Source organism: Alteriqipengyuania lutimaris, assembly GCF_003363135.1.
Taxonomy (GTDB): Bacteria; Pseudomonadota; Alphaproteobacteria; order Sphingomonadales; family Sphingomonadaceae; genus Alteriqipengyuania; species Alteriqipengyuania lutimaris.
Window position 1 is genome coordinate 1915940 of the sequence record NZ_QRBB01000001.1, and the last position, 25820, is coordinate 1941759.

The following is a 25820-nucleotide window of genomic DNA, read 5'->3' on the forward strand; positions in this document are numbered from 1 at the left end:
ATGCGCTATGTGTCGACCCGGGGGCATGCGCCCGTGCTCGATTTCGAAGGTGTCACGCTGACGGGCCTCGCCAGCGATGGCGGGCTCTATCTGCCGGAAGAGTATCCCGCGTTCGGCAGGGACGAGATCGCCGCGATGCGCGGCATGCCCTATGCCCAGCTAGCGGCGCGGGTAATGGCGCCTTTCACCGCGCCCTGCGTGTCCGAGGATGATCTGCTGGCCCTGTGCGAAACCGCCTATGGCCGCTTCGACCACGCCGATGTCACGCCGCTGACGCGGATCGATGAGCGGCACCACCTCCTCGAACTCTTCCACGGCCCGACGCTCGCCTTCAAGGATGTGGCGCTGCAACTGCTCGGCCTGCTGTTCGAGCGTTTCCTGAAGACGCAGGAGCGCCCGCTGACGATCATCGGCGCGACCAGTGGCGATACCGGGTCGGCCGCGATCCACGCGGTGGCGGGGCGCGACAATGTCGAGATATTCATGCTCCACCCCGAAGGCCGGGTGAGCGAGATCCAGCGCCGCCAGATGACCACCATCGACGCGCCGAACGTGCACAACATCGCGATCGGCGGCAGCTTCGACGATGCGCAGAGATACGTGAAGCGCATGTTCGGCGATGCGGCACTGACCGATCGGATCGCGGTCGGCGCGGTCAATTCGATCAACTGGGCGCGGCTGATGGCGCAGGTCGTGTACTATTTCCACGCCGCACTCCAGCTCGGCGGGCCCGATCGCAAGGTCGCCTTCAGCGTTCCTACGGGCAATTTCGGCGATGTGTTTGCGGGCTACGTCGCGGCGCAGATGGGCCTTCCGGTCGAGCGGCTGATCGTCGCGACGAACAAGAACGACATCCTCGCGCGCGCCATCCGCGACGGCGACTATTCGGTGGGCGAGAGCCACGCGACGATCACGCCGTCGATGGATATCCAGGTCAGCTCCAATTTCGAACGCCTGCTGTTCGAGGCGAACGGGCGCCATGCGGCTGCGCTGACCGCCCAGATGCAGGGCTTCGGCAAGAGTGGCCGCCTGGCGCTCGACCCCGGGCAGCGCGAGGGGATCGCCGCCATGTTCGCAGCGGAGCGCGCCACGCCCGAAGAGACGCTGGCGGCGCTGCGCTGGGCGCACGAGACATGTGGCGAGGTGATCGACCCGCATACCGCGGTGGGCCTGCACGCGGCGCGCGCGCTTGCCGATACGATCGACCCGGACGTGCCGATCGTCACGCTCGCCACCGCGCACCCTGCGAAATTCCCCGACGCGGTGGAGCAGGCAATCGAGGCCAAGGCCGATCTGCCGGCGCGCGTGGGCGATCTGTTCGCACTGGACGAACGCTCCGAAACGCTGCCCGCCGATTACGACACCGTGCGCGACTACATCGCAGCGAACGCCAGCGGCGCGCGCTGATGGCACAGCTGCGCCTCGAACCGCAGCTGATGATCGGCGACGCGTGGGATGACTATGCGCTGGTCGACAGCGGCCATGGGCGAAAGCTCGAACGCTTCGGCCCCTACCGCTTCATCCGGCCCGAGCCGCAGGCCATGTGGTCTCCGCGTGAGGCAGACTGGCAGGCCGATGGCGAATTCGTCCCCGGTGCGGACGAGGATGGCGGCGGGCGCTGGGATCTGTCGCCCGAAGTGGCCGATTCGTGGGAGCTGGCGTGGGACGATGTGCGCTTCCGCGCGCAGTGCACCCCGTTCCGCCATCTCGGCTTCTTCCCCGACATGGCGCCGGTGTGGGACTGGATGCGCGGCGAGCTGGCGGCGACGCATGATCCGCAGACGCTCAACATGTTCGGCTATACCGGGGTCGGCACGCTCGCGCTCAGCCGGTGCGGCCCCGTCACCCATGTCGATGCGAGCAAGAAATCGGTCGCCCAGGCGCGCAACAATGCTGCGCTGGCCGGGATGGAAGAGCGCCCGATCCGCTGGCTGGTCGACGATGCGGCCAAGTTCGCCGCGCGCGAAGTCCGCCGCGAAAACCGCTATGACGGGATCATCCTCGACCCGCCCAAGTTCGGGCGCGGGCCGAAGAACGAGACCTGGCGAATCGAGGAGGGCCTCAGCCCCCTGATCGCCGATTGCCGCCGGTTGCTCGACGACAACAGCCGCTTCCTGTTCCTCACCGTCTATGCCGTGCGGATGAGCAGCCTGTCGCTTGCCGCGCTGCTGGACGAGGCCTTTGCCGATGCGCCGGGCGTGGTCGAGCATGGCGACCTGGGCGTGCGTGAAGAGGGGGGAGGGCGTATTCTGCCGACCGCCATCTTCGCAAGGTGGCGCAACAATGGCTAAGGAGGCCCGATGACCGACAGCCTGATCCTGACCGTCGCCGATCTCGAAACCGATGTCCTGACCGGCATCTATTCCGAAGAGACGGGCAAGCCGCAGCCGCTGCGGATCACGATCGACGTGCACATGCGCCCGCAGCCGCACTACGACGCGGACACCACGCTCGACGCGAGCAAGAACTACATGGACCTGAAGCACGCCGCGACCGAGGCGCTGCCCCAAGGCCTGCATTTCAAGCTGATCGAGGCGGTGGCGGACCACATCTGCGAAACGCTGTTCCTGCAGGACAAGCGGATCGACGCGATCACGGTCAAGATCGTGAAACTGGCGATCGGGATCGGCAGCGAGAAGATCGGGATCACCCTGCATCGCGAGCGGCCCTGACATGGGCGCGGCCGCGCCGGCGATCATCCGGGTGGATGCCTTGCCCGAGACCGCGCTCGAGGCGGCGGCAGCCTTTCATGCCGGGTGGACGGAAAAGATCCGTAACGCCGCGGCCGATGGCCACGAATACGTGGTCGTGGTGATGCATCCCGCCCCTTACGATCATGCCGACTGGCGCCGTGCGGCGGCGCGCGATCTTGCGCGTGCGCACCCCGATCATTGCATCAATATCGTCGCCGGATCGAATGGCGGCGAAATCGCGCGAATGACCGAATTTCTCGGACGCGCACCCGCGATCACCGGGCAATACTTGCCGCTCGCCGGAACAGGCGTGTGCGACGAGGGTAACGTGGATGATGACACGGAAGGTTGATCGCCTCGATTTCGCACGGCCCGTTGCCGATAGAGCCACGGCCGGAGCGCCGCTGGTCGACACCTTCCGTCGACGGATAACCTACCTGCGCCTTTCGATCACCGATCGCTGCGACCTGCGCTGCACCTATTGCATGCCGGAGCGGATGACCTTCCTGCCCAAGGCGGACATCCTCTCGCTCGAAGAATCGTACCTGCTGGCCCGCGCCTTCATGGCGCGCGGCGTGCGCACGATCCGCCTGACCGGGGGCGAGCCGCTGGTGCGGCGCGACGCGATCGACCTCGTCCGCGCGATCGGCCGTCATGTCGGCAAAGAACTCGACGAGGTGACGCTCACCACCAATGGTACGCAGCTCGCTGCCCACGCCGACGCCCTGGCGCGCGCGGGCGTGCGGCGGATCAATGTGTCGCTCGACACGCGCGACCCCGAAACCTTCCGCAAGCTTTCGCGGCGCGATGTGCTTGGCAAGGTGCTGGAGGGTATCGCAGCGGCGAGCGAGGCGGGGCTGAAGGTCAAGCTCAACACGGTTGCGATGCGCGGGATCAATGATGACGAGATCCCCGATCTGGTCGCCTGGGCGCACACGCAGGGCCATGCCATCAGCCTGATCGAGACGATGCCGCTGGGCGACGTGGACGAGGCGCGCGAGGATCGCTTCGTACCGCTGAGCGAAATCCGCCGCCAGCTCGACGCGCGCTGGACGCTGCGCCCCAGCGATGCCTCGACCCCGGGCCCTTCGCGCTATTTCGACGCCATTGGCAAGGATGGGGCCGAAACCGGCGGGCGAATCGGCTTCATCACGCCGATGAGCGACAATTTCTGCGAGGGCTGCAACCGCCTGCGGGTGACCGCGACCGGGCAGCTCTATCCCTGCCTCGGCGGGGGCGAGCAGGTCGATCTGCGCGCCGCACTGCGCTCCGAGACGCCCGACACGCGCGTGGCCGATGCGCTCGATATGGCGATGGCGATCAAGCCGGAGCGGCACGACTTCCGGATCGGCGCGGGAGAGAAGCCCACGCAGGCCCGACACATGTCGGTGACGGGCGGCTGACATGGCGGTGCGCGTGCTGTTCCTGGGCCCGTTGAGAGACATGGCGGGCATGGCGGAAACCGAATTGCCCGCGCCCCTCAATTGGGACGGACTGCTGGCCGCCGTGCCCTCCGAAGTTGCGGAGCAGCTTCGCGAAAGCCAGGTCCATGTCGCCTGCGCGGGCAAGGTGTTGACCGACAAGACCACGCTCGCCGCGCAGGATGGCGATGAAGTGGCGCTGCTACCCCCGGTGAGCGGGGGCTGATGGCCCGGCTCACGCTCGACACTCCCGCCGATGTGCGCCTCCTCGACAGCGGCCTCTCGGTCGGCGAGGCGCTGGCCGCGTTCAACGCCGCGTATCCCCAGGCGGGCGGGATCGCGACCTTCCTCGGCAAGGTTCGCCCGGAGGAAGACGGCGATCCGGCAGACAGGGTGCACGTTCTCGAACTCAGCCATTACGAGCCGCTGACCCTTCCGGGCATGCGCGATCTCGCAGGGCAAGCAATGGAGCGCTGGCCGCTCGACGGGGTGCTGGCGTGGCACCGGGTGGGTGTGATGCATCCGGGCGAGGCGATCGTGCTGGTTGCCGCCGCCGCCCGCCATCGCCGCGATGCTTTCCACGCGGTCGATTTCCTGATGGACTACCTCAAGAGCGCGGCGTGGTTATGGAAGCGCGAAAAGCGTGGGCCCAGGGGAGAGGGCGCATGGCATTGGATCGAGCCGCGCGCGCAGGATTTCGCGGATCGCAATCGGTGGGAATAGGCGCTGGGACAAAGCGCTAGGGCCGAAATAATTCGCGCGGTTTGATCCAGATCAAGGAATGATCGCTTCGGCGGGTGCAAACCGCTTCTCGAACACAACGAGGAGCAAGCCAATGTCCGAACGTCTGAACAGCGCCGCAGTCGCCGAAAAGGCGATCGTCCATGCCGATCTGCCGGCCCTGCGCGGAAGTGCGCAGCAGCTTTTCGATCAGCCCAGTCTGGGCCTCGCCGAAGCGCTGGGCGGGCGCGACCGCGAAGCGAACGTCGCAGCGGCTCTGCCGAACATCCGGCAGGACGTCGACCGGACCTTCGAAATGCCGACCGCGCTCTACGGCGCAACCGTGGCGCTCTATCTCGGCTTTATTGCGGTGCTCGGGATCGGGCTGGCGACACCCGGCCTCGCGCTGCCGATGGCGATCTTCGCGATCTTCATCGTCGGGCTGTTCGCGGCCCCCGCGCTCTGGCTCGGCCTGGGGCGCAAGCCCGAAGCCAAGGCGATGAGCTATGGCGACCTGATGCGGCACGGCATCATGACCCATACGGGGCTGCTCAAGGGCCGCGACGCCGCCATCCAGATGATGATCCTGCCGGTTCTGATCATGGTCTGGGCGATGACGGTGCTGGTGATCGCGGGCGTGGTCGCTGCCTGACCGGCACGCGACGAAGCGAGCAAAGACGCGAGAAAGGGGCGCGGGGTCGATCGGTTCGATCCCGCGCTTCTCGTCGTGGGTGAACGCCGATTGTGGCTAGCGCGGCGCGAGCTCGGCCAGCGCGGCGTCCTGCTGCTCGATCAGGCGCGCCACCTCGTCACGCGTATCGACGATCGGCGCGACGGGCTCTCCGGCCACGGACCGCGTCGCCACCAGCGTATCGAGATCGGCCAGCGGGATCGCGGTGCGTGCCCGGATGGAGCGCAGATTGGCATAGGCCACCTCGGCGCGGCCCCAGCTCTTGGAGCCGGTCGACCCGCGCGCGCGAACGGCTGCGCGCGCCGCGGGAAGCGCGGCTTCGAAGTCGGCATCGGCGGCGCGCGCCTGCGCCTCCAGCTGGGCGACTCGCTCCGCCAGATCGTTCGAGAGGCCGGGGGGCGGGGGCGCAGGCGGGGCGGACGGCGCGGGCTGGAGCGTCCCTTGCACCGGCGCTGCGCTGTCGCCGTCCGCGTCTCCCAGGCAATCGCCTGTGGGCTGCGGATACTGGCCCGTCGCCCGCTCGGCATCGCGCAGGGCAAGCGAGGGATAGTCCTTCTCGGGCGCGCTGGCGCAGGCCGACAGGGCAAGTGCGGTGGCAAGAGCAGCGGTGGGGGCCAGGGCGAGGCGCGAAGCATTCATGCGCGCGTCCTTAGCATGTCGCCACGCATCGGGTAGGGGTGAAGCAGCGCCCGGAAGGGATCGACAGGCGGATTTCTCGCCCGCCCGGCGTTGACTTTGGCAAAACCATCCCATAAGTGCGCCCTTCTTTGGGGGGCACGCCAATGGTGTTGCCCACTGATACGCTTTTCCGTGAGGAAGAGTGTCATAGCAAAACGATTGAAAGTGTTGAAACCGATGTTCGCAGTGGTGCGCACGGGCGGCAAGCAATACCGGGTTGCCGCCGGAGACAAAATCGCGGTCGAAAAGCTCGCAGGCGAAGCCGGCGATACGATCACGCTGGGCGATGTCCTGCTGGCGGGTGAGGGCGACGACCTCGCCGACGCCTCCAAGGTGTCGGTCTCGGCGGAGATCATCGCTCAGGCCAAGAGCGAGAAGGTGGTGATCTTCAAGAAGCGCCGCCGTCACAATTATCGCCGCAAGGCGGGCCATCGCCAGCAGATGACGCTGCTGCGCATTGTCGACGTCGGCGAAGGCTCCAAGAAGGCCGCCGCGAAGAAGCCTGCCGCCAAGAAGGCGGACGAGGCTCCGGCGACCGAAGACAAGGCTGCGGACAAGGCGCCCGCCAAGAAGGCTCCGGCCAAGAAGGCGAGCACGGCGAAGACGGCTTCGGCCGAGAAGCCCGCCGCCAAGAAGGCTGCGCCGAAGAAGACCGCGGCCACCAAGGCCCCGGCCAAGAAGGCGGCTGACAAGGATTCGGGCGACGCGTAGGCGTTGCTCAAACGGATAAGGACGAAGCGCAATGGCACATAAGAAAGCAGGCGGCTCATCGCGGAACGGTCGCGATTCGGCAGGCCGTCGTCTTGGCGTGAAGAAGTTCGGCAGCGAAGGCGTTGTCGCGGGCAACATTATCGTGCGTCAGCGCGGGACCAAGTTCTATGCGGGCAGCAATGTCGGCATGGGCAAGGACCACACGCTGTTTGCGCTCACCGACGGTATTGTACGCTTCCACGACGGTAAGCTCGGCCGCAAATACGTATCGGTCGACATGCTCGCGCAAGCGGCAGAATAAGCGGACGGTTCACGAACAGGGCCGTCCAACGAGGCGGCCCCGCCGGAGGTAGCATCCGGCCATCGAGGGAGAGGGGGCCAGCCCCGTCTCCCTTTTTTCGTCTCCCTTGAAACGCGGCCCCGGGAGGGTCGCGGCGGGGGAAGTACGATGTTTCACAGAAGCGAACGGCTGCTGTTGCGGCCGCCCTGGCCGGAAGACTGGCGCGCGGTACGTGCGGGCATCGCAGACGAGGGTATCGTGCGCAATCTCGCCACCGCGCCGTGGCCCTATGCCGATTCCGACGCACAGAGCTGGTGCGCCACGCCATTCGTGGCCGAGACGCCGCGTTTCCTGATCACGCTCGCCGATAGCGGCGAGGTGATCGGCGGCATCGGCTTCGGGCCGCTGGATGTCGAAGAGGGCGGCGGAGACGGTTCGATGGAGCTGGGCTACTGGATCGCGCGCGCGCACTGGGGCCGCGGCTATGCCAGCGAAGCGGCCCGCGCGGTGATCGAAATCGCGCGCATGATCGGCCATTCGCGGATCGTCGCGAGCCATTTCCTGGACAATCCGGCCTCGGGCCGCGTGCTGCGCAAGGCGGGCTTCGCTCCGACCGGCAAGATCGGGCGGCAGTACAGCAAGGGCCGCGGCTACGAAGCGCAGACGATCGGCTACGCGCTCGACCTCGCAGGGGACCGGGCGCTCCCGGCGGCGGCGTAACGTCGCCGCCGGGGTAGCCCGAGGGCTTCAGGCGGGAAGCAGCGCGTCCTCGTAATCGCCTTCGTACTTGCCGATCAGCGCGCGGTCGTCGTGGTCCCACGGGTGGAAACCGGGCTTGAAATAGCTCAGCCAAGCCGGGAAGCAGCGGCGCAGCACGCCCGGCGTGCCGAACAGATACTTCGCCAGCCCCCAGTGGGCACGCACACCCGTGATGCCGTCCTGCGCGAGCAGCTCGGTCGCATCCTTCCACCGGTTGGTGAGGAAGCGCTTGGTCACCGCCATCATGATGATGCTGCGGCGGCTCCAGCGCTGGAAGCCGGTCCACTCGCGCGTCGCGTGGTTCCACACGTCGTAGGCGACGCCCTTGTGTTCGATCTCCTCGACCGCGTGCCATTCCCACATCTTGCGCACTTCCGCGTCCGAATCCGCGAAATGCTGCGGATTGGCGAGGAATTCATGCGCCATCATCGCGGTATAGTGCTCCAGCGCCATGGTGATCCCCAGCTTGGCGATCTCCGGCTTGTCCGCCGCCAGCTCGAGCAGTTCCTTCGTGCGCCGGTCGATCATGTCCATGTCGTAGCCTGCATCGGCCGCAAGACGGTTGAACGCGATATGCTCGCGCGTGTGGTTGATCTCCTGCTTCACGAAGGCGCGGATCTCGCCCGCGAGCTTCGCATCGGTGCCTTCGCGGAAGGCCTTTACCGATTCGATGAAGAAGGCCTCGCCCCGCGGAAAGGTGCCCGACAGCGCGTTGTGCCAGGCGGTGCCGAAGGGCTCGCCCGCCCACCAGCGCGAGGGCGTGCTGTCACGGTTGAAGCGTTCGTCGCGAATGGTGATCGCGCTCGCGTCGGAACGGGCGGAATGGTGTGCGCTCATGATCACGACTCCCTGTGTCTGTTTCGAGAGGTGTCTGTTTCGTGGTGCACAGTCTAACTTACACCAATGTCAGTAGCATTAACAGGGATGTCAGTAGGAGGTTCCTTGCTGCGCAGGCCCCGGCGGACTACGAAACCGCGATGGCACCCCGTAAACGTCTGAGTCCCGAGGAATCGCGCGCCGGAGCGCTCGAAGCTGCCCGCAGCCTGCTGATCGAGGCCGGCCCGCAGGCGGTCACGCTGAAGGCGGTGGGCGCGCGCGTGGGCCGCACGCACGCCAACCTGCTGCACCATTTCGGTTCGGCAGCGGGCCTGCAGCATGCGCTGGGCGCCTATCTGGCGCAGGACGTGTGCGACCGGATCGCGAGGACCATCCGCGCCGGCCGCGTCGGCGCAGCGTCCCCGCGCATGATCGTGGACCAGGCCTTCGACGCGTTCGACGGAGAGGGCGGCGGCGCGCTGGTCAGCTGGCTGCTCGCCACGGGGCAGGAGGATGCGCTGGAACCCTTCGCGAAGGCGATCCACGAGATGATCGAAGACGTTCACCGCGAAGGCGAGGCCGTAGACCACTCGGCCGATACCCATGCACTGCAGACGACGCTGACCGTAGTGCTGCTCGCGCTCGGCCAGTCGCTCATCGGGTCGCCCCTGGCATCGGCGCTGAAATTGCCGGACCAGACAGCGCGCGACATTGCCGAGCAGTTCGTGATCGATTCGTTCGATCAGGCGGGCCGCGCCAACTGCTAGGCCCGCTACTGGCTATTGCCGGTTAGCGCTTTCGCGGATGCGTCCAATCGGGCAGCGAAACATTGCCCGCGCGCACCTCGGCAGAAAGCTCGGCCAGTTTGCGCTTCTTCCCCGGCTCTCCGATATCATCCGCGACCTTGTCGAGCGCCAGCGCGAGCGCGGTGGAGAGAGCCCGGTCGGCGGGAACCGCGACATCGGGGACGACGCCTGTGTGTTCCCAGTTCGTCCCGGTGACCGGATTGATCGCGCGACCTGTGGGGATGAAGGCGATGAAACCATGGGCCAGCGGCATCATGTCGCCCGGGTTGGCGCCGCCGCCGGTCGTCTCCCCCACCAGCGTGCCGCGCGCGTGGGTCTGCATGTCGTAGGCAAGCTCCTCGCCGCCCGAAAAGGTTACGTCCGAGGTGAGGACATAGACGGGCCCGGCAAATCGCGTCTGGACGTCCGGATCGAGCCAGAATTCGCGCGTGGAATCCTGCGTCCGGTCGTAGATCGAATTGACCAGCAATTCGGTGCCGACCGGGAAGAAATGGCTCATCAGGCGGGTGACGCTCTCCGGCTCGCCCCCGCCATTGGACCGAAGATCGATGATGATCGCATCGCTGCCTGCCAGCAGCGTCATCGCGGCTTCGTAGGCGGGCGCAACGTCATGGGTCGGAAGAAATCCACGGACCTCGAGGTAGCCGACATTTCCCGGCAGGCGCTGGATTCGCGGCAGACCATAGGCCATGCGCGACGCCATCTCGCGCATCCGCGCAATCTCGGTATCGTCGGGCGGACCGTCGCTTTCGGCGTCATAGGGAGTGAACGCCGGATCGTAGCGGACGCGGAAATGGGCGTCTTCGCCGATCCTGCGCATATCCTGCGTCAACGCGTCGGCAAATGCACTCGCGGTGGTCGCGTCGCGGTAGGCCCCCGATGACCGCCGGCTTTCCAGTTGCGGAGCGAGAGATCCCGCCACGTCTGGAAAAACGTAGCTTTCTCGCAGCGTGTCACCCAGCGCCCCGATCACCTCCTCGCGCATCGTCTCCGTCACCGGGGGATCGCCGGTTTCCTGTCCCTGGACGGTGACCGGCACCAGCAAGGCGGTGGCAAAGGCGAGACTGCACAGGGCGCGGAGCATCGATCTTTTCTCCCATCGGATCGTTCGCGAGCCCGCGATGCTAGCCGGGTGCTCCGGCAGGCAAAGATGCTACTCGACGAGCGACGCACCCAGCCAGTCGGGCAGTGTCGAGGGATCGAGGTCGGCAACGCGCAGGTGGTCGACCGCGTATCCGAGATCGGGGTAGGCTGCCTTGCGTCGCTTCTCTTCCGAGCGGTCGAGCGGCACCACCACCAGCCGCCGGTTGACCTTCTGCCGCCAGTTCATCCGCGCGGTGTTCTCCTGCCCGATATAGCAGCCTTTCGAGAAGCTTACGCCGTGAAGCTCGACCGCATTGGTCTCCAGCCACAAGGTGTCGGCCAGCTCGGCCTGACCCTCGGGCACGCCGAGCGAGAGGCGGTGGGCGAGCCATGTGGCGTCGGCAGGTTCGCCGTCATCGGCGGGCGCAAGCCAGCGGTGGCCGAGCGCGGGCAGACGGGGATCGGGCGGATGCGCGTCGATTGGCTCCGCGCTCCAGTGGACGGCCAAGCTGTCGTCGCGCGCGATCTCGATATTGCGACGCAGGCGATAGATCGAGAGGCGCTTGGCCAGATCGTCGGCCACCGCCGCCTCGCAGTCGAGCAGGATCGTCGCGCCATGCTCGTCCGTGCGGCCGGGCCATACGATCAGGTCGAACAGGGTCTTGCCCTGCGCGCTCAGCAGCGCGGCATAGGCGGGCAGTTCGCCGGTCACATCGTTGGTCAGCAGGCCCTGCAGGAATCCGGCGACATCCTCCCCGGGTTCGAGCGGGCTGAGGCGGATCACGGCGCGGTCGGCGAGGCGGGTTGCTGTCATGTCCGCCGAGATAGGGGTGCGGGGCCGATCATGCCACCCGGCGCTGTCCTACAGCGACCCGCACGGGCTAGACCGAATGCGATGCGCCGCCCGATCTCCTCCTCCCGCCTGCCTTTCCCCGCCACGCAAGAGGAACGCTTTTTTGGTCCTGGACACTGTGTCAGGTGTGTCAGAAAGCCTACAATGCGGCTAGGTAACGCAGCATGACGAAGACGCTTACGCTCCGCCGCCCCGACGATTGGCATGTCCACCTGCGCGATGGCGCGATGCTGCAAAGCGTAGTTGCAGCCACTGCAACTCAGTTCGCGCGCGCCATCGTGATGCCCAACCTCACGCCGCCCGTAACCACCGCCGAACTCGCGCGCGCCTATCGCGACCGGATCATGGCGGCGGTGCCCGAAGGGATGGACTTCACGCCGCTGATGACCGCCTACCTGACCGACGATACCGATCCGGCGGATCTGGTCGGTGGCTATCGCGATGGCGTCTTCACCGCGGCCAAGCTCTACCCCGCCAATGCGACCACCAATTCGGCGCATGGCGTGACCGATATCGCGAAGCTGCGCCCGGTGTTCGAGGCGATGGCCGAGGCGGGCATGGTCCTGTGCGTCCATGGCGAAGTGACCGACGCGGAAATCGACATCTTCGACCGCGAGGCGGTGTTTATCGAGCGGATTCTCGCGCCGCTGCACCGCGATGTGCCGGAGCTGAAGATCGCGTTCGAGCATATCACCAGCCGCCATGCGGTCGATTTCGTCGAAGCGAGCGGCGATAATGTCGGCGCGACGATCACCCCGCATCACCTCCACATCAACCGCAACGCGATGCTGGTCGGCGGGATTCGCCCGCATGCCTATTGCCTGCCCGTCGCCAAGCGCGAGGAGCACCGCCAGGCGCTGCGTCGCTTTGCCACCTCGGGGTCGGGCCAGGTCTTCCTCGGCACCGACAGCGCCCCGCACGAGCAGCATGCGAAGGAAAGCGCCTGCGGCTGTGCGGGTATCTACAACGCGCCGCACGCGCTCGAAGCCTATGTGCAGGTCTTCGACGAGGAAGGCGCGCTGGAGCACTTCGAAGCCTTCGCCTCGCTCAACGGGCCGCGCTTCTACGGGCTGCCCGTCAACGAGAGCACGGTGACGCTGGCGAAGCGCGAGCAGTCGGTGCCCGAGAGCGTTCCGGCGGCAGGATCGCAGGTCGTGCCCTTCATGGCGGGCAAGACGATCGGCTGGAGTCTGGAGGAACGGTAGGCGGGGTCAGCCAATCGCGGTCGGCTTTCGCGCCGCACGCCGCCGTGCCAACAGGTCCCACACGAAGATCGCGGCGGCGATCCAGATGCAGCCGAAGCAGAAGGCCTGCGCCGGGTGCAGCTCCTCGCCGAAGACGGTCAGGCCAAGGATGAAGACGATGCTGGGCGCGAGGAACTGGACGAAGCCGAGGACCGAGTAATCCATCCGCCGCGCGGCGATGGCGAACATCAGCAGCGGCACGGCGGTGAAGAGCCCGCCGAGCATGATCGCGAGGCTGAGGCCGAGACTGTCGTCGAAAGAGGACCCTTGCGGACTGGCCCAGAACCATGCGGCGACGCCGAGTGCGGGGAGAACGAGGATCGCGCTCTCGATGGTCAGCCCCGGCAGTGCGCCCACGCTCACCTGCTTGCGCAGGAGGCCGTAGGTCGCGAAGCTGAAGGCGAGGGTGAGGCTGATCCACAAGGTCGAAAGCGCGCCCCCCGCCAGCACGGCGATGCCGACACCGGCAAGCGCGACCGCGATCCACTGCGCGCGGGTCAGCCGCTCTTTCAGGAGCAGCGTGCCGAGGAGGATGTTGACGAGGGGGTTGATGTAATAGCCGAGGCTGGCGGCATAGACCTGATTTTGCTGGATAGCCCAGACATAGACCAGCCAGTTGACCGCGATCAGGACCGCGCTGGCGGCAAGGACGAGCAGCGCGCGCCGGTCGGCCAGGGCTTCGCGGATGGCGGGGAACTGGCCGCGGAACGCGACGATCATGAGGCAGACCGGCAGGGTCCACACGATTCGCCAGCCGACGAATTCGAACGCGGGGACCTGTCGCACCAGCAGCAGGTAGAGGGGCATGAATCCCCATGTGACGTAGGCGCCCAGCGCCTGCGGAAGGCCCGAAGGCGAGGTGGTGTCGGCGTCGCTCACCAAGGCGCTCTAGTTCTGTACGAAAGCCGGAACAAGCGTTGCCATCCGTTAATGTTTAAGTACCTAAATATGAACATGCGCCGATTCGGAAGCGAGACACCTCGTGGCTCGGTCGGCACGAAATCACGATCTTTGGTGCACGTCCGCGTGGCCAAGGCGCGGCGTCCCACCAGCGTCGCGGAGGGCGCCTCGGCACGAAAGTGCCGGGGCGTTTTCACCTGCCGATCACGTGTCCTTGAACCCGATCCCAATGCTCGCGCGGGGCTGCGCGATTTCGCTGCTCGCCACGGGATAGGCACAATAGTCCGCCGCGTAAAAAGCTGCCGGGCGGTGATTGCCCGACAGGCCGAGCCCGCCGAAAGGCTGCTTGGAAGAAGCACCATTGGTGGGCTGGTTCCAGTTGACGATACCGGCGCGAATATTGGCCCAGAAGTGGTTGAAGTCGTCCGGCGATCCGCCGAGCAGCGACGCCGACAGGCCGAACCGCGTATCGTTCGCCTCGGCAATCGCACTGTCGAGATCGGGCACCTTGATGACCTGCAGCAGCGGCCCGAACAGCTCGATATCGGGGCGCTCTTCCATCGCGGTCGTATCGATCAGCGCGGGCGCCACGAAAGGCGCATCCTCGCTCAGACGGCGCAAGTGGCGGATCGCCTTGCCACCGTTGGAGAGCAGGTAGAGGAAGCTCTCGGTCAGCTGGTCGGCCGCCTGGTTGTCGATCACGCACCCCATGAAGGGCGCGGGGTCGGCGAAGGGTTCGTCGACGATGATCTTCATGGTCAGGTTCTTCACCGCCTCGACCGTCTCGTCGTACATGTCCTCGGTCACGATCAGCCGCCGCGCCGCGGTGCAGCGCTGGCCCGCGGTGGTGAAGGCGGAGCGGACGATAATCAGTGCGACGTCCTCGATCTTCGGTGTCTTGGTGACGACGATCGGGTTGTTGCCGCCCATTTCGAGCGCGAGGATCTTGCCCGGATTGGTCGCGCATTTGCGATTGATGGCAATCCCGGCCTGCGCACTGCCGGTGAAGAGAATTCCGTCGACATCGGGGTGCGCGACCAGCGCCTTGCCTTCGTCCGGCCCGCCGATGAGGACTTCGACTACGCCGCGCTCGATTCCTGCGCGGTGGAAGCATTCGACCAGCATGGCACCCACTGCCGGGGTCTTCTCGCTCGGCTTGAAGACCACCGTGTTGCCCGCGATCAGCGCGGGGACGATGTGACCGTTGGGCAGGTGGGCGGGGAAATTGTAGGGGCCGAGGACCGCCATCACGCCGTGCGGCTTGTGACGTACGGCGGCGGTGCCGCCCAGCGCGCTGTCGAGCTTCTTCTGCCCCGTGCGCTCCATATAGGCGGAGATCGAAATCTCGACCTTGTTGATAACGGTTTCGACCTCGGTCTTGGCTTCCCACAGCGGCTTGCCTGCCTCGCGCGCGATCAGTTCGGCAAACTCGTCCGCTGCGGCGCGCACTTCGTTGGCGAAGCGGCGGACCAGCTCCATGCGGTTGGCGACGGGCCGCGACGCCCACCCGGGGAAGGCCTCACGCGCCCGGGCGATCGCTTCGTCGACATCGCCGATAGGCGCGCGAAACAGTTCCCGGCCGTTCGCGGGTTCGAAAGACACGATTTCGGAAGATGGCACTCCTGGCAGTTCCTCGGTTCCTCTGGACGACCTTGCGCGTCGTTTCTCATGATTGGACGGCGCGCATTAGCGCCAATCCGCGGCTGCGTCACCTTTCCTGAGCGGCTGGTGAGGGGGCGGGGCCGTGCGCTTCGCCCATCCGGCGAAGCGCGTCGACCTTGGCGTAGAGCGGCTGCCAATCGTCGCGTTGGTCGATCGCGGACCAGATGTTCTCGACCTCGTCGATCAGCATGCTCTGCGGTGCCCCCTCCTGCCAGTACGGGTGACCGGATGGTTCCGGCTCGTAATCCGCGAAGATATCGCCAAGTTCCCCATTTGCGCCGCGACCGCCGCGGTGGGCATGGAAGAAGTCGTCCGGGCTCTGCGCGGTCTCGCGCATGTGCCGCTCGCACGCCGCGATCAGCGCGGCATCCTCCTGCTCGCCGCGCGGGGCCAGCCCCAGCCGCCACAGCCACCGGCGGCGCAGGTGCCTGCCATAGAGCTCACCGAAGCGCTCAAGCGCACCTACAAGGCCCCGAGACGGTGCTACGAGCCGCAAGGCGGTGGCGAGCTGCGCACAGTTCCACCCGAGCGCTTCGGGCTGACGGCCGAAGGCATAGAGGCCGGCATGATCGAAATAGGCAGCGGTGAAGCCCGGCTCCCATTTCGGCAGCCAGCGCCACGGGCCATAGTCGAAACTCTCGCCCGAGACGTTCATGTTGTCGGTGTTGAGCACGCCGTGGACGAAGCCTGCGACCATCCAGCTGGCGGCAAGATCGGCCAGGCGCTCGACCACCTGGTGCAGCAACTGCACTGCGGGATCGTCGCGGTCGGGCGCGTCTTCGGGCGGGGGCGGACCCGGAAATTGCGTGAGGCAGTAGTCGACCAGCGCGCGAATGTGATCGGCCTCGTCGTGGGCGAGCAGGCGCTGGAAGGTGCCGATGCGGATGTGGCCGTGGCTCAATCGGGTGAGCACGGCGGAGCGGGTGGGCGAGGGCTCGTCCCCGCGCACCAGCTGCTCGCCCGTCTCGACGATCGAGAATGTCCGGGAGGTATAGACGCCCTGCGCCTCGAGCATTTCGGTGGCGAGCAATTCTCGCACCGCGCCTTTCAGCGTCAGGCGACCGTCGGCGGTGCGGCTGTAGGGCGTGCGGCCCGAACCCTTGGTGCCCAGATCCAGCAGACGGCCCGTCTCGTCGCGCAGCTGTGCGAAGAGGAAGCCGCGCCCGTCGCCGATTTCGGGATTGTACACGCGGAACTGGTGCCCGTGGTAGCGCAGGGCCAGCGGTTGCGGCAGGTTGCCGGCAAGTGGCTCGAACCGCCCGAAATGCGCCAGCCATTGCTCGTCCGACAGACCGTCGAGCCCGATCGTCGCAGCCGCGCGCTCGTGACGCCATCGCAGATCGGTGCGCGGGAAGTCGGCGGGCTCGACCGGGTCGCCGAGCCAGTCGGCCAGTTCGAGGATCGGCTGTTCGGCTTCGCGTCGGTGCGGTTGCGGTTTTTCGTCCATCGCGGCAATAGTGGGCGCGCGCGAGCTTCCGCGCAACCGAACGACTATTGCCGGCCTTCGTGTCGGGGGCGAAAAGAGGGCCATGGATCAGCGCTTTACCGACGGTTTTTGGCACAGCGCCGACGGCCTGAAATTGCATTATCGCGACTACGAGGGCGGGGCGGAAGGCCGGCCGCCGATCCTGTGCATGCATGGTCTCACCCGCAACGTGCGCGATTTTGCGGGGGTGGCGGAGCGGCTCTCGCCCGCATGGCGCGTAATCGTGCCCGAAATGCGGGGACGGGGCGAAAGCGGCTACGCCGACGACTCCTCGACCTACAATCCGGTCCAGTATGTCGAGGATGTCGAACGCCTGCTCGACGCGCTGAAGGTCGACCGCTTCGTTGCCATCGGCACCTCGCTCGGCGGGTTGATGACCATCCTGCTCTCGAGCAAGAACCCCGAGCGGATCGCAGGGGCCGTCCTCAACGATATCGGCCCCCAGATCGAGGAGGCCGGACTCGACAAGATCCGCACCTATGTTGGCCAGGGGCGCAGCTTCCCGACATGGATGCATGCCGCGCGCGCGCTCGAAGAAACGCATTCCGATGCCCATCCGACCTACGAGCTCGAGGACTGGCTCCAAGCGGCGAAGCGCACGATGGTGCTGGGCCAGAACGGGCGGATCAGTTTCGACTACGACATGGCGGTAGGCGATGCCTTCCGCGAAGCCGACGACGGGGGCGGGGCGCCGGCGGCGAACCTGTGGGTCGCCTTCGAATCGCTCGGCGACACGCCGTTGCTGCTGGTGCGCGGCGCGCTTTCCAACCTGCTGTCCGAGGAAACGGTGCGCCAGATGAAGGCGCGCAATCGCGACATGGAGGTCGTGGTCGTGCCCGATACCGGCCATGCCCCGACGCTCGAAGAGCCCGAGGCTATTGCCGCGATCGATACGCTGCTGGCCAAGGTCAGGGCACAGGAAACCGTCTGATGTCGGACAAGCCGGGCGCGAGTGCAGCACCGCGCGTGCTCCATCTGCATTCGACCTTCGCGGCCGGAGGCAAGGAGCTGCGCAGCGTCCAGCTGATCAACGCCTTCGGTTCGAAGCTGGCACACGCGATCGTGTCCGCCGATCCCAACAATTACGGTGCGGCCGCGCATATCGCGAAGGGCCGCGACGTGCGCTACCCGCGCGATTTTCCGTCGCTGAAGGGCAAGCCCTGGCCGGGCAGGCTTCACGCTCTGGCGAGGGCGATGAAACCCTACGATCTGGTCCTGACCTATAATTGGGGCGCGATGGATGCGGTGATGGCGCATACCCTGTTCAAGGACGCGCTCCAGCTGCCGCCGCTGATCCATCACGAGGATGGCTTCAACGAGGACGAGCAGAACCGGCTCAAGACCTCGCGCAACTGGTATCGCCGGATCGCGCTGGGCAAGGCGAACGGGCTCGTGGTTCCGTCCGAAGTGCTCGAAGGCATCGCGCTGGAAACCTGGCAGCAGCCGATTGGGCGGGTGAAGCATATCCCCAACGGCATCGATACGAAGGCGTTCACCGCGAACCCGAAGCCCGACGCCTTGCGCGGCGTCATCAAGCACGAAGGCGAACGCTGGGTCGGCACGCTCGCGGGATTGCGGCCGGTCAAGAACCTCTCCGCGCTGATCCGCGCCGTGGCGACGCTGCCCGAGGAATGGCAGCTGGTCATCGTGGGCGAGGGGCCGGAGGGCGAGCGGCTGCGCGATGCCGCCGAGGCGGCCGAAATCTCGCACCGCGTCCACATGCCCGGCTTCGTGGCCAATCCGCAGCGCTATATCGGCCTGTTCGATATCTTCGCGCTTTCTTCGCTGTCCGAGCAGTTTCCGCTGTCGGTGGTCGAGGCGATGGCGGCGGGACTGCCGGTCGCCGCGCCTGCCGTGGGCGATATTGCGGCGATGGTGTCGGAAGAGAATGCGCGTTTCATCGTGCCGCCCGGGAGCGAGGCGGCGCTCGCCGAGGCGCTCGATGTGCTGGCGCAGGATGCCGACGCGCGCGGCGCGGTGGGCGAGGCCAATCGCGTGAAGGCGCGCGCCAGCTTCGACGAGGCCAAGATGATCGCGACCTACCGCCGGTTGTACGACAGTGCGCTGGGCGGCGGCGTCCTCGGTAGCGGCACGCCGCGTTGAGCCGCGCCCGGGGCCTTTCATTGGGCGTTCACCCGCGCCCGTGTTCAAGAGCCTCCTATTGAACTCAGCGCGCCATGGTTTAAAGACCCGGCCCGATCCCGGCAGTTTTTAGAGAAAGTCCCTCAGGCGTGGCCCTGTTACCCAACCGCGACGGTGCGAAAGCCGAAGACCGCAAGGCCAAAACCCAGGCCGCCCAGGACGATGCGCTCTTGCGCGAGGTCGACGATGCGGTTCGTACGGACCAATATCGCCACATCTGGACCAACTACGGGCTCTACATCATCGGCGCGATCGTGCTGGCCCTGGTCGCATTCGCGGCCATCCTGTTTTTCAGCAACAGCGGCGAAGGCGACCGCGAGCGTGATTCCGAAGTGCTCGTGACCGCGCTCGACCAGCTCGAGGCCGGCAATATCGAGGAAGCCGATGCGCGCCTCGCCCCGCTGGCCGAGGATGGCGACGGGGGCGCACAGGCGCAGGCGCAGATGCTGCGCGGCGGGATCGCGCTGGAGGAAGGGCGCCGGGAAGACGCCGCCACCTTCTTCGAACAGGTCGCCGCGAACGACGATGCGCCCGAGCCGATCCGCGATCTGGCAGAACTGCGCGCAGTCGTGGCAAGTTACGATTCGCTCGAACCGTCGGAAGTCATCCGGCGGCTGACGCCGCTCGCCCAGCAAGGCGAGCCCTATTACGGCAGCGCCGGAGAGATCCTGGCGATGGCCTATCTCGATGCGGGCGACGAAGACAAGGCGGGCGAACTTTTCGCGCAGATCGCGAAGAGCGACGAGGTCCCCGAAACGATCCGGGGCCGCGCGCGCCAGATGGCGAGCGTGCTCGGTATCGACGCGGTCGGCGATGTCGACGAGCTGATCGAAAGCATGCGCGCGTCTTCCGCGGCGCGGACGCTCGGCCGCCAGCAGCAATAACGATAACGACAAGAGACCAGATGCCCATGATGGCCAATTTCCGGAAGACGACCTTGCGAGCCAAGGGCGCGATCCCGCTTCTCCTGACGGCGCTCGTCGTGACGGGCTGTTCCGGAGGGCTGTTCGGCGGCGGCGGCGACAAGAATGTCACTCCCACGGTTGGCAATCGCGTGCCCGTCCTCTCGCGTGTCGAAAGCGGCGCGAGCGTGGATCCCGCGCTCGCAGGCGTTTCGGTCGTGTTGCCTCCGGCGCGCGTCAACTCGGACTGGGCGATGGCCGGCAGTACGCCGAGCAACAGCTATGGCCACTTGGCGCTTGGCGCCAATCCGACCCAGGCATGGTCGGTGCAAATCGAAGGGTCGAGCAGCAGCCGCAGGCTTGGCGCTGCGCCGATCGTCGCGGACGGAACGCTTTACACAATCGATACCGCAGGCACGATCCACGCGCTGGATGCGGAAACCGGTGCGCGTATCTGGGAATACCGCGCGGATATCGCGTCCGACCTGCGCGGTGCCGCCTTCGGTGGCGGGCTGGCAGTTGCGGGGAACCGCCTGTTCGCGAGCGGCGGCACGGGCAAGGTCGTGGCGCTCGATACCGCCAACGGAGCCGAAATCTGGTCCGCGACCCCCGCAGGCCCGCTGCGCGATTCGCCCACGCTCGCCTTCAACCTCGTGCTGGTGGTGACGCAGGACAACCGCATCATCGCGCTCGACCAGAGCGACGGCAGCATCTCGTGGCAGGAATCGGGCTCGGTCGCGCAGGCCGGCGTGTTCGGCATCGCGTCGCCAGCCGCCGGGCAGGGTACGGTGGTGGCCGGATACAGCTCGGGCGAACTGGTCGCCTACCGTTACGAGAACGGCCGCGTGCTGTGGTCCGACGCGCTTGCGCGCACCTCGATCTCGACCGAAGTCGGCAGCATTTCGGATATCGATGCCGATCCGATCATCCAGGATGGCCGCGTCTATGCGCTGGGCCAGGGCGGGCGCATGGCCGCATACGAACTGGTCACCGGGCAGCGTATCTGGGAACTCAACCTCTCGGGCATTTCGACCCCCGCGCTGGCGGGCGAGTGGCTGTTCACGCTGACCAGCGATGCGCGCATGCTCGCGATCGCGCGCGCCACGGGCAAGGTCCGCTGGATCACGCAGCTGGCGCGTTACCGCAACGAGGAAAAGCGCAAGAACCCGATCTTCTGGACCGGGCCGGTGCTCGCCAGCAACATGCTCTACGTGGCGAATTCGCGCGGTGAGCTGTGGCAGCTGAGCACGGGCGAAGGCTCCGCAAGCCTGCTCGCGGAACTCGACGATCCGGTCAGCCTGCCGCCGATCGTGGTCAACAATACGCTCTACGTGCTCGACGATGGCGGAACGATCACCGCGTTCCGGTAAGGTCCGGTATTCCGCCGCACCGGCGGCGTTACCGGGCATTTAACCCTTTGCAGCCTATGGCGGCGTCATGCGCGACGCCGCCATCACGACCGACACGGACCGGGAGGCACCCCGCAGCGATGTGTCTGCGGGTGTGGGCCTTATCGGGCTGGCCGGACTTGTCGGCTGGATCGTCTTCTGCCGCGCCTTTCCGGAGATATCGGCCGCCCTCGATCTGCCGGGGCCGCGCGCCCGGCTCGACGGGCCATACGCCGCGCTGTGCGGTCTTGCGGCGAGCGGCGTGCCGATGGTCCTCTGGTCCGTCTTCGTCGACAAGGTCCATCGCAATCCCTCCACCGGATTGACCTGGAGCAAGCTCGCCGATCCCGACAGCACCCGCTCGATCTCGCTGACCAAGCTGACCGGCCTGTGGGCGACATGGGCCGTGCTCGCCGCGTTCTATTGCATCGCGCGCTGGTACTGGGACGGGCAGTACCTCTTCGCCATGGAGGTGCTCGGCTATCTGGCGGTGCCCGCGCTCGTCCTGTCGGTGCCCTACGTCTTCTGGCTCGACCGGAAGATGGACGACCCGCGCGACGGCAGCTGGCATTTCGGCGCCTTCCTGCTCGCGCGCGAACGCTGGGATCGCGGAAAGGTGATCGGCCACTGGCGGGCGTGGATCATCAAGGGGTTCTTCGGCGCTTTCATGATCTCGATCCTGCCCGGCGGTTTTGCCGCCGTGGTCAACGCCGACCCGGGCGACCTTGCGACGCAGCCCGGCGCGCTGGCGGTCGCGATGATCGAGCTGCTGTTCGTGATCGACGTGCAGATCGGCACGGTGGGCTACCTGATGACGCTGCGCCCGCTCGACAGCCATATCCGCAGTGGCAATCCCTTCCTCGCCGGGTGGCTTGCCGCGCTGGTGTGCTATCCGCCGTTCGTTCACGGTATCATGAATGCGGGCGGGTTGCTGGCCTACGAAACCAATGCGCCCGGCTGGCGACACTGGCTGGCGGACAGTCCGCTGATCCTCTCGCTCTGGAGTGGCTGGCTGGTGATGCTGACCGGGGTGTACGCCTGGGCGACGGTGGCCTTCGGCCTGCGATTCTCCAATCTCACCTATCGCGGAGTGATCACGCACGGGCCTTACCGCTTCACGCGCCACCCGGCCTACCTCTCCAAGAACCTCTTCTGGTGGAGCGCGGCGCTACCCTTTCTCGTGACCGATGGCGGTCCGGTGGAGGCGCTGCGCAACTGCATCGGCCTCGCCCTGGTCTCGTCGATCTATTACTGGCGCGCCCGGACCGAAGAGGCGCATCTGCTCAGGGAAGATGCGAAATACGTCGAATACCATGCATGGATGGCGCGCAACGGCGTGATTACCGCTCCGCTCGCCGCGCTGGGTCGCGCCGTCACGCGCAGCCGGAGCCAGGGATTGCAGCCCGCCGAGTAACCGCGCGCTTGGCGACGTCAGAAGCTGTACTTGTAGACCCGCGAGATATCGCCGCCCCATTCGCCGTGATAGCGATCGAGCATGCGCTGCGCGGGGGACTTGCCGCTTTCGACGATCTCTTCCAGCGTCTGGAGAAACCCGGTCTCATTGTCGCCGCTGGTGTTGAGGCGCGCGCGGGCGGTGAGTCCCGATTTCGCGATGGCAAGCACGTCGCGGCCGAGATCCTGCAGGTTGCGCCCGCCGGGCACACTGGCGGCGAGCCCCTCCTTGGGGACGGCATTGCGCAGGTTTTCGCGCTCTTCCATCGACCAGTCCTTGACCAGGTCCCATGCCGCGTCGAGCGCGCCCTGATCGTATAGCAGGCCGACCCACAGCGCGGGCAAGGCGCAGATCCGGCTCCACGGTCCGCCATCGGCACCGCGCATTTCGAGGAAGCTCTTCAGGCGCACCTCGGGGAAGGCGGTGGAGAGATGATCCCACCAGTCGCTCTGCGTCGGGCGCTCGCCCGGCAGGATCGACAGCTTGCCCTCGAGGAAGTCGCGGAAGCTGAGGCCAGCCGCGTCGAGATACTTGCCATCGCGGAAGACGAAATACATCGGCACGTCGAGCATGTAGTCGACCCACGCCTCGTACCCGAAGCCTTCGTCGAACACGAAGGGCAGCATGCCGGTGCGGTGCGGGTCGGTGTCCGACCAGATATGGCTGCGATAGCTGAGATAGCCGTTGGGCTTGCCTTCGGTGAAAGGCGAGTTGGCGAACAGCGCGGTGGCGAGCGGCTGCAGCGCGAGGCCGACGCGGAATTTCTGCGCCATGTCGGCTTCGGAGCCGTAGTCGAGATTGACTTGGATCGTGCAGGTGCGCAGCATCATGTCGAGCCCGAGGTTGCCGACGCGCGGCATGTGCCGGGCCATGATGTCGTAGCGGCCCTTGGGCATCATCGGCAGCTCTTCGCGGGTCTTGTCCGGCCACATGCCGAGACCGAGGAAACCGACTCCGCGGCGCTCGCCGACTTCCTTCACCTGGGCCAAGTGCCGCCCCGCCTCGTTGCAGGTCTCGTGCAGGTTTTCGAGCGGTGCGCCCGACAGTTCGAGCTGGCCGGCAGGTTCCAGGCTGACCGTGCCGTCGTCGCCCGACATCGCGATGACCTTGCCGCCCTCTTCGACCGGTCGCCAGCCGAAATCCTGCAACGACAGGAGGATATCGCGAATGCCTCCCTCTTCGTCGTAGCTTGGCGCGTGGTGATCGCCGCGCTTGTAGACCAGCTTTTCGTGTTCGGTGCCGATTCGCCAGTCCGCCTTGGGCTTTTCGCCATTCTGCATCGGCGCGACCAGCTGGTCGCGGCTTTCGATCACGGGATCTTCGGTGCTCGATGCGTTGCGCGTGCTCATTGCGGTGGCGATAGGAAACGCATCGGGCCGAGGGAAGATATTTATTCTTTGCTGCCCGACACGCTTTTCCAGTCGCCCGCCTGGGCCATCCAGACCGAAAGGGCGGCAATGGTGGCGGTCTCGCCGCGCAGGATACGCAGGCCGAGAGAGATCGGAACGGCCTGCGGTAGCGCGCGAATGGCCTGGCGTTCGGCATCGTCGAAGCCGCCTTCGGGGCCGATCAGGATCGCAGCGGGTCCCTCATGGGCAGCAAAAGCGGCACCGGCTGCCCGTCCGCCTTCTTCGTCGGCAAAGAATAGCGCGCGGTCATCCGGCCAATCGGCAAGCAGCGCGTCGAGCTTCTGCGGATCGGAGAGTGCGGGCAGCGCGGTGCGCGCGCATTGCTCGGCCGCTTCGGTCACGATCGTTTTCGCGCGCTCCGGATTGAGCTTGTCCGCCACACAGCGTCGCGTGATGACCGGATAGATAGCTGCAACGCCCAGTTCGGTCGCCTTCTCCAGTGCCAGGTCGAAGCGGTCTTTCTTGAGGAGGGCAGGGCACAGCCACAGGTCTGGCACTGCTTCGCGGGGGCGCAGCCGTTCGACCACGGTCACATCGACCCGCCGCTTTTCCACTTGCCCGACCCGTGCGGCCCATTCGCCGGTCATGTCGTCGCACAGGATCACGGTATCGCCCGGCGACACGCGCATGACCTTGCCGAGGTAGTGTGCGCGATTGCCGTCGAGGGCGAGAGGAAGGCCCTCGCCAAGCTCGTCTTCGACGAACAGGCGCGGCGCGCTTTTCGGGGGCCAGGCGGGGGTTGCGGGCATGGCTGGGCAGGTGGCACGCGGCGCGCTAGGGAGCAAGTCCATGAGCAGCAGCAGCGATTCCGCCGACACGATCGTCCCCGACTCGGAGCATCGCGGGCTGATCGCATCGCTGCCGCAGCTGCCGCGCGATCTTGCCCAGCTGGCGCGTTTCGACCGGCCGATCGGCTGGTGGCTGCTGTTCTGGCCCTGCGTCTTCGGCGTGTGGCTGAGCGGCTCGGGCTGGCAGTTCGGCCTGCTCGCATGGCTGCTGCTGGGCAGCATCGCGATGCGCGGCGCGGGCTGCGTCTACAACGACATCACCGATGCCGAGCTCGACCGGAAGGTCGCGCGCACCGCCAGCCGGCCGATCGCGAGCGGGCGTGTGAGCAAGCGGACGGCATGGATATGGCTGGCGGCGCTCAGCCTCGTCGGGCTGGTCGTGTTGCTGCAACTGCCGGTGCGTGCCCAGATCATCGCGCTGGCGAGCCTCGCGCTGGTCGCCGCCTATCCCTTCATGAAGCGCATCACATGGTGGCCGCAGGCGTGGCTCGGGCTGACCTTCAACTGGGGCGTGCTGGTCGGTTTTGCGGCGCTGGCGAACGATCGGTGGCCGGTCGCGATCGCGGTCTATCTCGGTTGCGTGCTGTGGACCGTGGGCTACGACACGATCTACGCGGTGCAGGACACCGAAGACGATGCGCTGGTCGGCATCCGGTCGAGCGCGCTCAGGATGGGCGGCAAGGTCCGGCAGGGCGTGGCGCTCTGCTATGCGGGCGCGGTCGCGCTGTGGGCGATCGGTTTCTGGCTGCTGCGCGAGGACTGGGTTGCGTGGCTCACACTGCTCCCGGTCGCGGCGCACCTCGCATGGCAGGTGTTGACGCTCGATCAGGGCGACCCGGCCAATCCGCTGGAGCGGTTCCGGTCGAACCGCTGGGCGGGCTTCCTGCTGGCGCTCGCGTGCTTCGTTGTGGGCAACGCCGGAGTGTAAGCGGGAC

28 protein-coding genes are annotated in these 25820 nt (G+C 66.6%); 19 read left to right on the top strand and 9 right to left on the bottom strand.

The window, feature by feature from the left end:
- From thrC to DL238_RS09195, 8 genes are all read left to right on the top strand, one after another.
- Window positions 1-1407 carry a threonine synthase gene (gene thrC / locus DL238_RS09160; RefSeq protein ID WP_115491978.1) on the top strand — a complete coding sequence of 469 codons (1407 nt, stop codon included), beginning with the start codon at window positions 1-3 and terminating at the stop codon, window positions 1405-1407.
- Window positions 1407-2291, top strand: coding sequence for a class I SAM-dependent methyltransferase (locus tag DL238_RS09165; RefSeq protein ID WP_115491979.1), 885 nt, complete (start codon window positions 1407-1409; stop codon window positions 2289-2291). The genes thrC and DL238_RS09165 overlap by 1 nt, the downstream gene beginning before the upstream one ends.
- A 9-nt stretch (window positions 2292-2300) precedes the next feature.
- Window positions 2301-2672, top strand: a complete 372-nt coding sequence (locus DL238_RS09170) for a dihydroneopterin aldolase (protein ID WP_115491980.1) — start codon at window positions 2301-2303, stop codon at window positions 2670-2672.
- A 1-nt stretch (window position 2673) separates the two neighbouring features.
- Window positions 2674-3045: a Rossmann fold domain-containing protein gene (locus DL238_RS09175; protein ID WP_115491981.1), complete on the top strand. Its 372-nt coding sequence runs from the start codon at window positions 2674-2676 to the stop codon at window positions 3043-3045.
- Window positions 3026-4096: a GTP 3',8-cyclase MoaA gene (gene moaA, locus DL238_RS09180; protein WP_115491982.1), complete on the top strand. Its 1071-nt coding sequence runs from the start codon at window positions 3026-3028 to the stop codon at window positions 4094-4096. The genes DL238_RS09175 and moaA overlap by 20 nt, the downstream gene beginning before the upstream one ends.
- Window position 4097: 1 nt before the next feature.
- Entirely contained in the window at window positions 4098-4340 is a 243-nt protein-coding gene (locus tag DL238_RS09185) for a MoaD/ThiS family protein (protein ID WP_115491983.1), read from the top strand.
- Entirely contained in the window at window positions 4340-4837 is a 498-nt protein-coding gene (locus DL238_RS09190) for a molybdenum cofactor biosynthesis protein MoaE (RefSeq protein WP_115491984.1), read from the top strand. Before DL238_RS09185 ends, DL238_RS09190 begins: the two co-directional genes overlap by 1 nt.
- Before the next feature lie 112 nt (window positions 4838-4949).
- The gene (locus DL238_RS09195; RefSeq protein ID WP_115491985.1) at window positions 4950-5486 is read left to right on the top strand and encodes a hypothetical protein; all 537 of its coding nucleotides are present in this window, start codon (window positions 4950-4952) and stop codon (window positions 5484-5486) included.
- A gap of 96 nt (window positions 5487-5582) precedes the next feature.
- On the opposite strand, the gene DL238_RS09200 is transcribed toward DL238_RS09195, so the two are convergent.
- Complete coding sequence (locus DL238_RS09200; RefSeq protein WP_115491986.1) at window positions 5583-6164, bottom strand: hypothetical protein; 582 nt, start codon at window positions 6162-6164, stop codon at window positions 5583-5585.
- Between the two features lie 216 nt (window positions 6165-6380).
- Between DL238_RS09200 and rplU the strand changes: the two genes are divergently transcribed.
- From rplU to DL238_RS09215, 3 genes are all read left to right on the top strand, one after another.
- On the top strand, window positions 6381-6914 hold the full coding sequence (gene rplU / locus DL238_RS09205) for a 50S ribosomal protein L21 (protein WP_115491987.1): 534 nt from the start codon (window positions 6381-6383) through the stop codon (window positions 6912-6914).
- A gap of 31 nt (window positions 6915-6945) precedes the next feature.
- On the top strand, window positions 6946-7215 hold the full coding sequence (gene rpmA, locus DL238_RS09210; RefSeq protein WP_010414272.1) for a 50S ribosomal protein L27: 270 nt from the start codon (window positions 6946-6948) through the stop codon (window positions 7213-7215).
- 147 nt (window positions 7216-7362) lie between these two features.
- Entirely contained in the window at window positions 7363-7914 is a 552-nt protein-coding gene (locus tag DL238_RS09215; protein ID WP_115491988.1) for a GNAT family N-acetyltransferase, read from the top strand.
- A gap of 27 nt (window positions 7915-7941) precedes the next feature.
- Here DL238_RS09215 and DL238_RS09220 read toward each other — a convergent pair whose 3' ends face one another.
- The gene (locus DL238_RS09220) at window positions 7942-8790 is read right to left on the bottom strand and encodes a metal-dependent hydrolase (protein WP_115491989.1); all 849 of its coding nucleotides are present in this window, start codon (window positions 8788-8790) and stop codon (window positions 7942-7944) included.
- Window positions 8791-8930: 140 nt separating this feature from the next.
- On the opposite strand from DL238_RS09220, the gene DL238_RS09225 reads away from it, so the two are divergent.
- A complete protein-coding gene (locus DL238_RS09225) occupies window positions 8931-9536 on the top strand; it encodes a TetR/AcrR family transcriptional regulator (protein ID WP_115491990.1) in 606 nt (201 codons plus the stop codon).
- Between the two features lie 22 nt (window positions 9537-9558).
- Here the strand turns inward: DL238_RS09225 and DL238_RS09230 are convergent, their stop codons facing one another.
- The gene (locus DL238_RS09230) at window positions 9559-10659 is read right to left on the bottom strand and encodes a S41 family peptidase (RefSeq protein ID WP_181883881.1); all 1101 of its coding nucleotides are present in this window, start codon (window positions 10657-10659) and stop codon (window positions 9559-9561) included.
- A 69-nt stretch (window positions 10660-10728) separates the two neighbouring features.
- Window positions 10729-11472, bottom strand: a complete 744-nt coding sequence (ygfZ, locus tag DL238_RS09235) for a CAF17-like 4Fe-4S cluster assembly/insertion protein YgfZ (protein WP_115491991.1) — start codon at window positions 11470-11472, stop codon at window positions 10729-10731.
- A gap of 203 nt (window positions 11473-11675) precedes the next feature.
- On the opposite strand from ygfZ, the gene pyrC reads away from it, so the two are divergent.
- On the top strand, window positions 11676-12716 hold the full coding sequence (gene pyrC, locus DL238_RS09240; protein ID WP_115491992.1) for a dihydroorotase: 1041 nt from the start codon (window positions 11676-11678) through the stop codon (window positions 12714-12716).
- A gap of 6 nt (window positions 12717-12722) precedes the next feature.
- On the opposite strand, the gene rarD is transcribed toward pyrC, so the two are convergent.
- The 3 genes from rarD to DL238_RS09255 all read right to left on the bottom strand — a co-directional run bounded on the left by rarD (window position 12723) and on the right by DL238_RS09255 (window position 16764).
- Entirely contained in the window at window positions 12723-13634 is a 912-nt protein-coding gene (rarD, locus tag DL238_RS09245; RefSeq protein ID WP_115492857.1) for an EamA family transporter RarD, read from the bottom strand.
- A gap of 225 nt (window positions 13635-13859) precedes the next feature.
- A complete protein-coding gene (astD, locus tag DL238_RS09250; RefSeq protein ID WP_115491993.1) occupies window positions 13860-15275 on the bottom strand; it encodes a succinylglutamate-semialdehyde dehydrogenase in 1416 nt (471 codons plus the stop codon).
- 88 nt (window positions 15276-15363) lie between these two features.
- Window positions 15364-16764, bottom strand: a complete 1401-nt coding sequence (locus DL238_RS09255; protein WP_115491994.1) for a protein adenylyltransferase SelO family protein — start codon at window positions 16762-16764, stop codon at window positions 15364-15366.
- An 82-nt stretch (window positions 16765-16846) separates the two neighbouring features.
- On the opposite strand from DL238_RS09255, the gene DL238_RS09260 reads away from it, so the two are divergent.
- From DL238_RS09260 to DL238_RS09280, 5 genes are all read left to right on the top strand, one after another.
- Window positions 16847-17734 (top strand): alpha/beta fold hydrolase, encoded by an 888-nt coding sequence (locus DL238_RS09260; RefSeq protein WP_115491995.1) that lies wholly within the window; start codon window positions 16847-16849, stop codon window positions 17732-17734.
- Complete coding sequence (locus DL238_RS09265) at window positions 17734-18906, top strand: glycosyltransferase family 4 protein (protein WP_115491996.1); 1173 nt, start codon at window positions 17734-17736, stop codon at window positions 18904-18906. Before DL238_RS09260 ends, DL238_RS09265 begins: the two co-directional genes overlap by 1 nt.
- 128 nt (window positions 18907-19034) lie before the next feature.
- Window positions 19035-19829 carry a tetratricopeptide repeat protein gene (locus DL238_RS09270; RefSeq protein WP_115491997.1) on the top strand — a complete coding sequence of 265 codons (795 nt, stop codon included), beginning with the start codon at window positions 19035-19037 and terminating at the stop codon, window positions 19827-19829.
- Window positions 19830-19858: 29 nt separating this feature from the next.
- Window positions 19859-21217 carry an outer membrane protein assembly factor BamB family protein gene (locus DL238_RS09275; protein WP_115492858.1) on the top strand — a complete coding sequence of 453 codons (1359 nt, stop codon included), beginning with the start codon at window positions 19859-19861 and terminating at the stop codon, window positions 21215-21217.
- Window positions 21218-21284: 67 nt separating this feature from the next.
- Entirely contained in the window at window positions 21285-22649 is a 1365-nt protein-coding gene (locus DL238_RS09280) for a methyltransferase family protein (RefSeq protein ID WP_115491998.1), read from the top strand.
- 17 nt (window positions 22650-22666) lie between these two features.
- On the opposite strand, the gene DL238_RS09285 is transcribed toward DL238_RS09280, so the two are convergent.
- Complete coding sequence (locus DL238_RS09285) at window positions 22667-24037, bottom strand: glutamate--cysteine ligase (protein ID WP_115491999.1); 1371 nt, start codon at window positions 24035-24037, stop codon at window positions 22667-22669.
- A gap of 41 nt (window positions 24038-24078) precedes the next feature.
- Entirely contained in the window at window positions 24079-24846 is a 768-nt protein-coding gene (locus tag DL238_RS09290; protein ID WP_115492859.1) for a 16S rRNA (uracil(1498)-N(3))-methyltransferase, read from the bottom strand.
- A gap of 40 nt (window positions 24847-24886) precedes the next feature.
- Here DL238_RS09290 and ubiA point away from each other — a divergent pair, with 40 nt between their 5' ends.
- Window positions 24887-25813: a 4-hydroxybenzoate octaprenyltransferase gene (gene ubiA / locus DL238_RS09295; RefSeq protein WP_115492000.1), complete on the top strand. Its 927-nt coding sequence runs from the start codon at window positions 24887-24889 to the stop codon at window positions 25811-25813.
- Window positions 25814-25820: the final 7 nt, after the last annotated feature.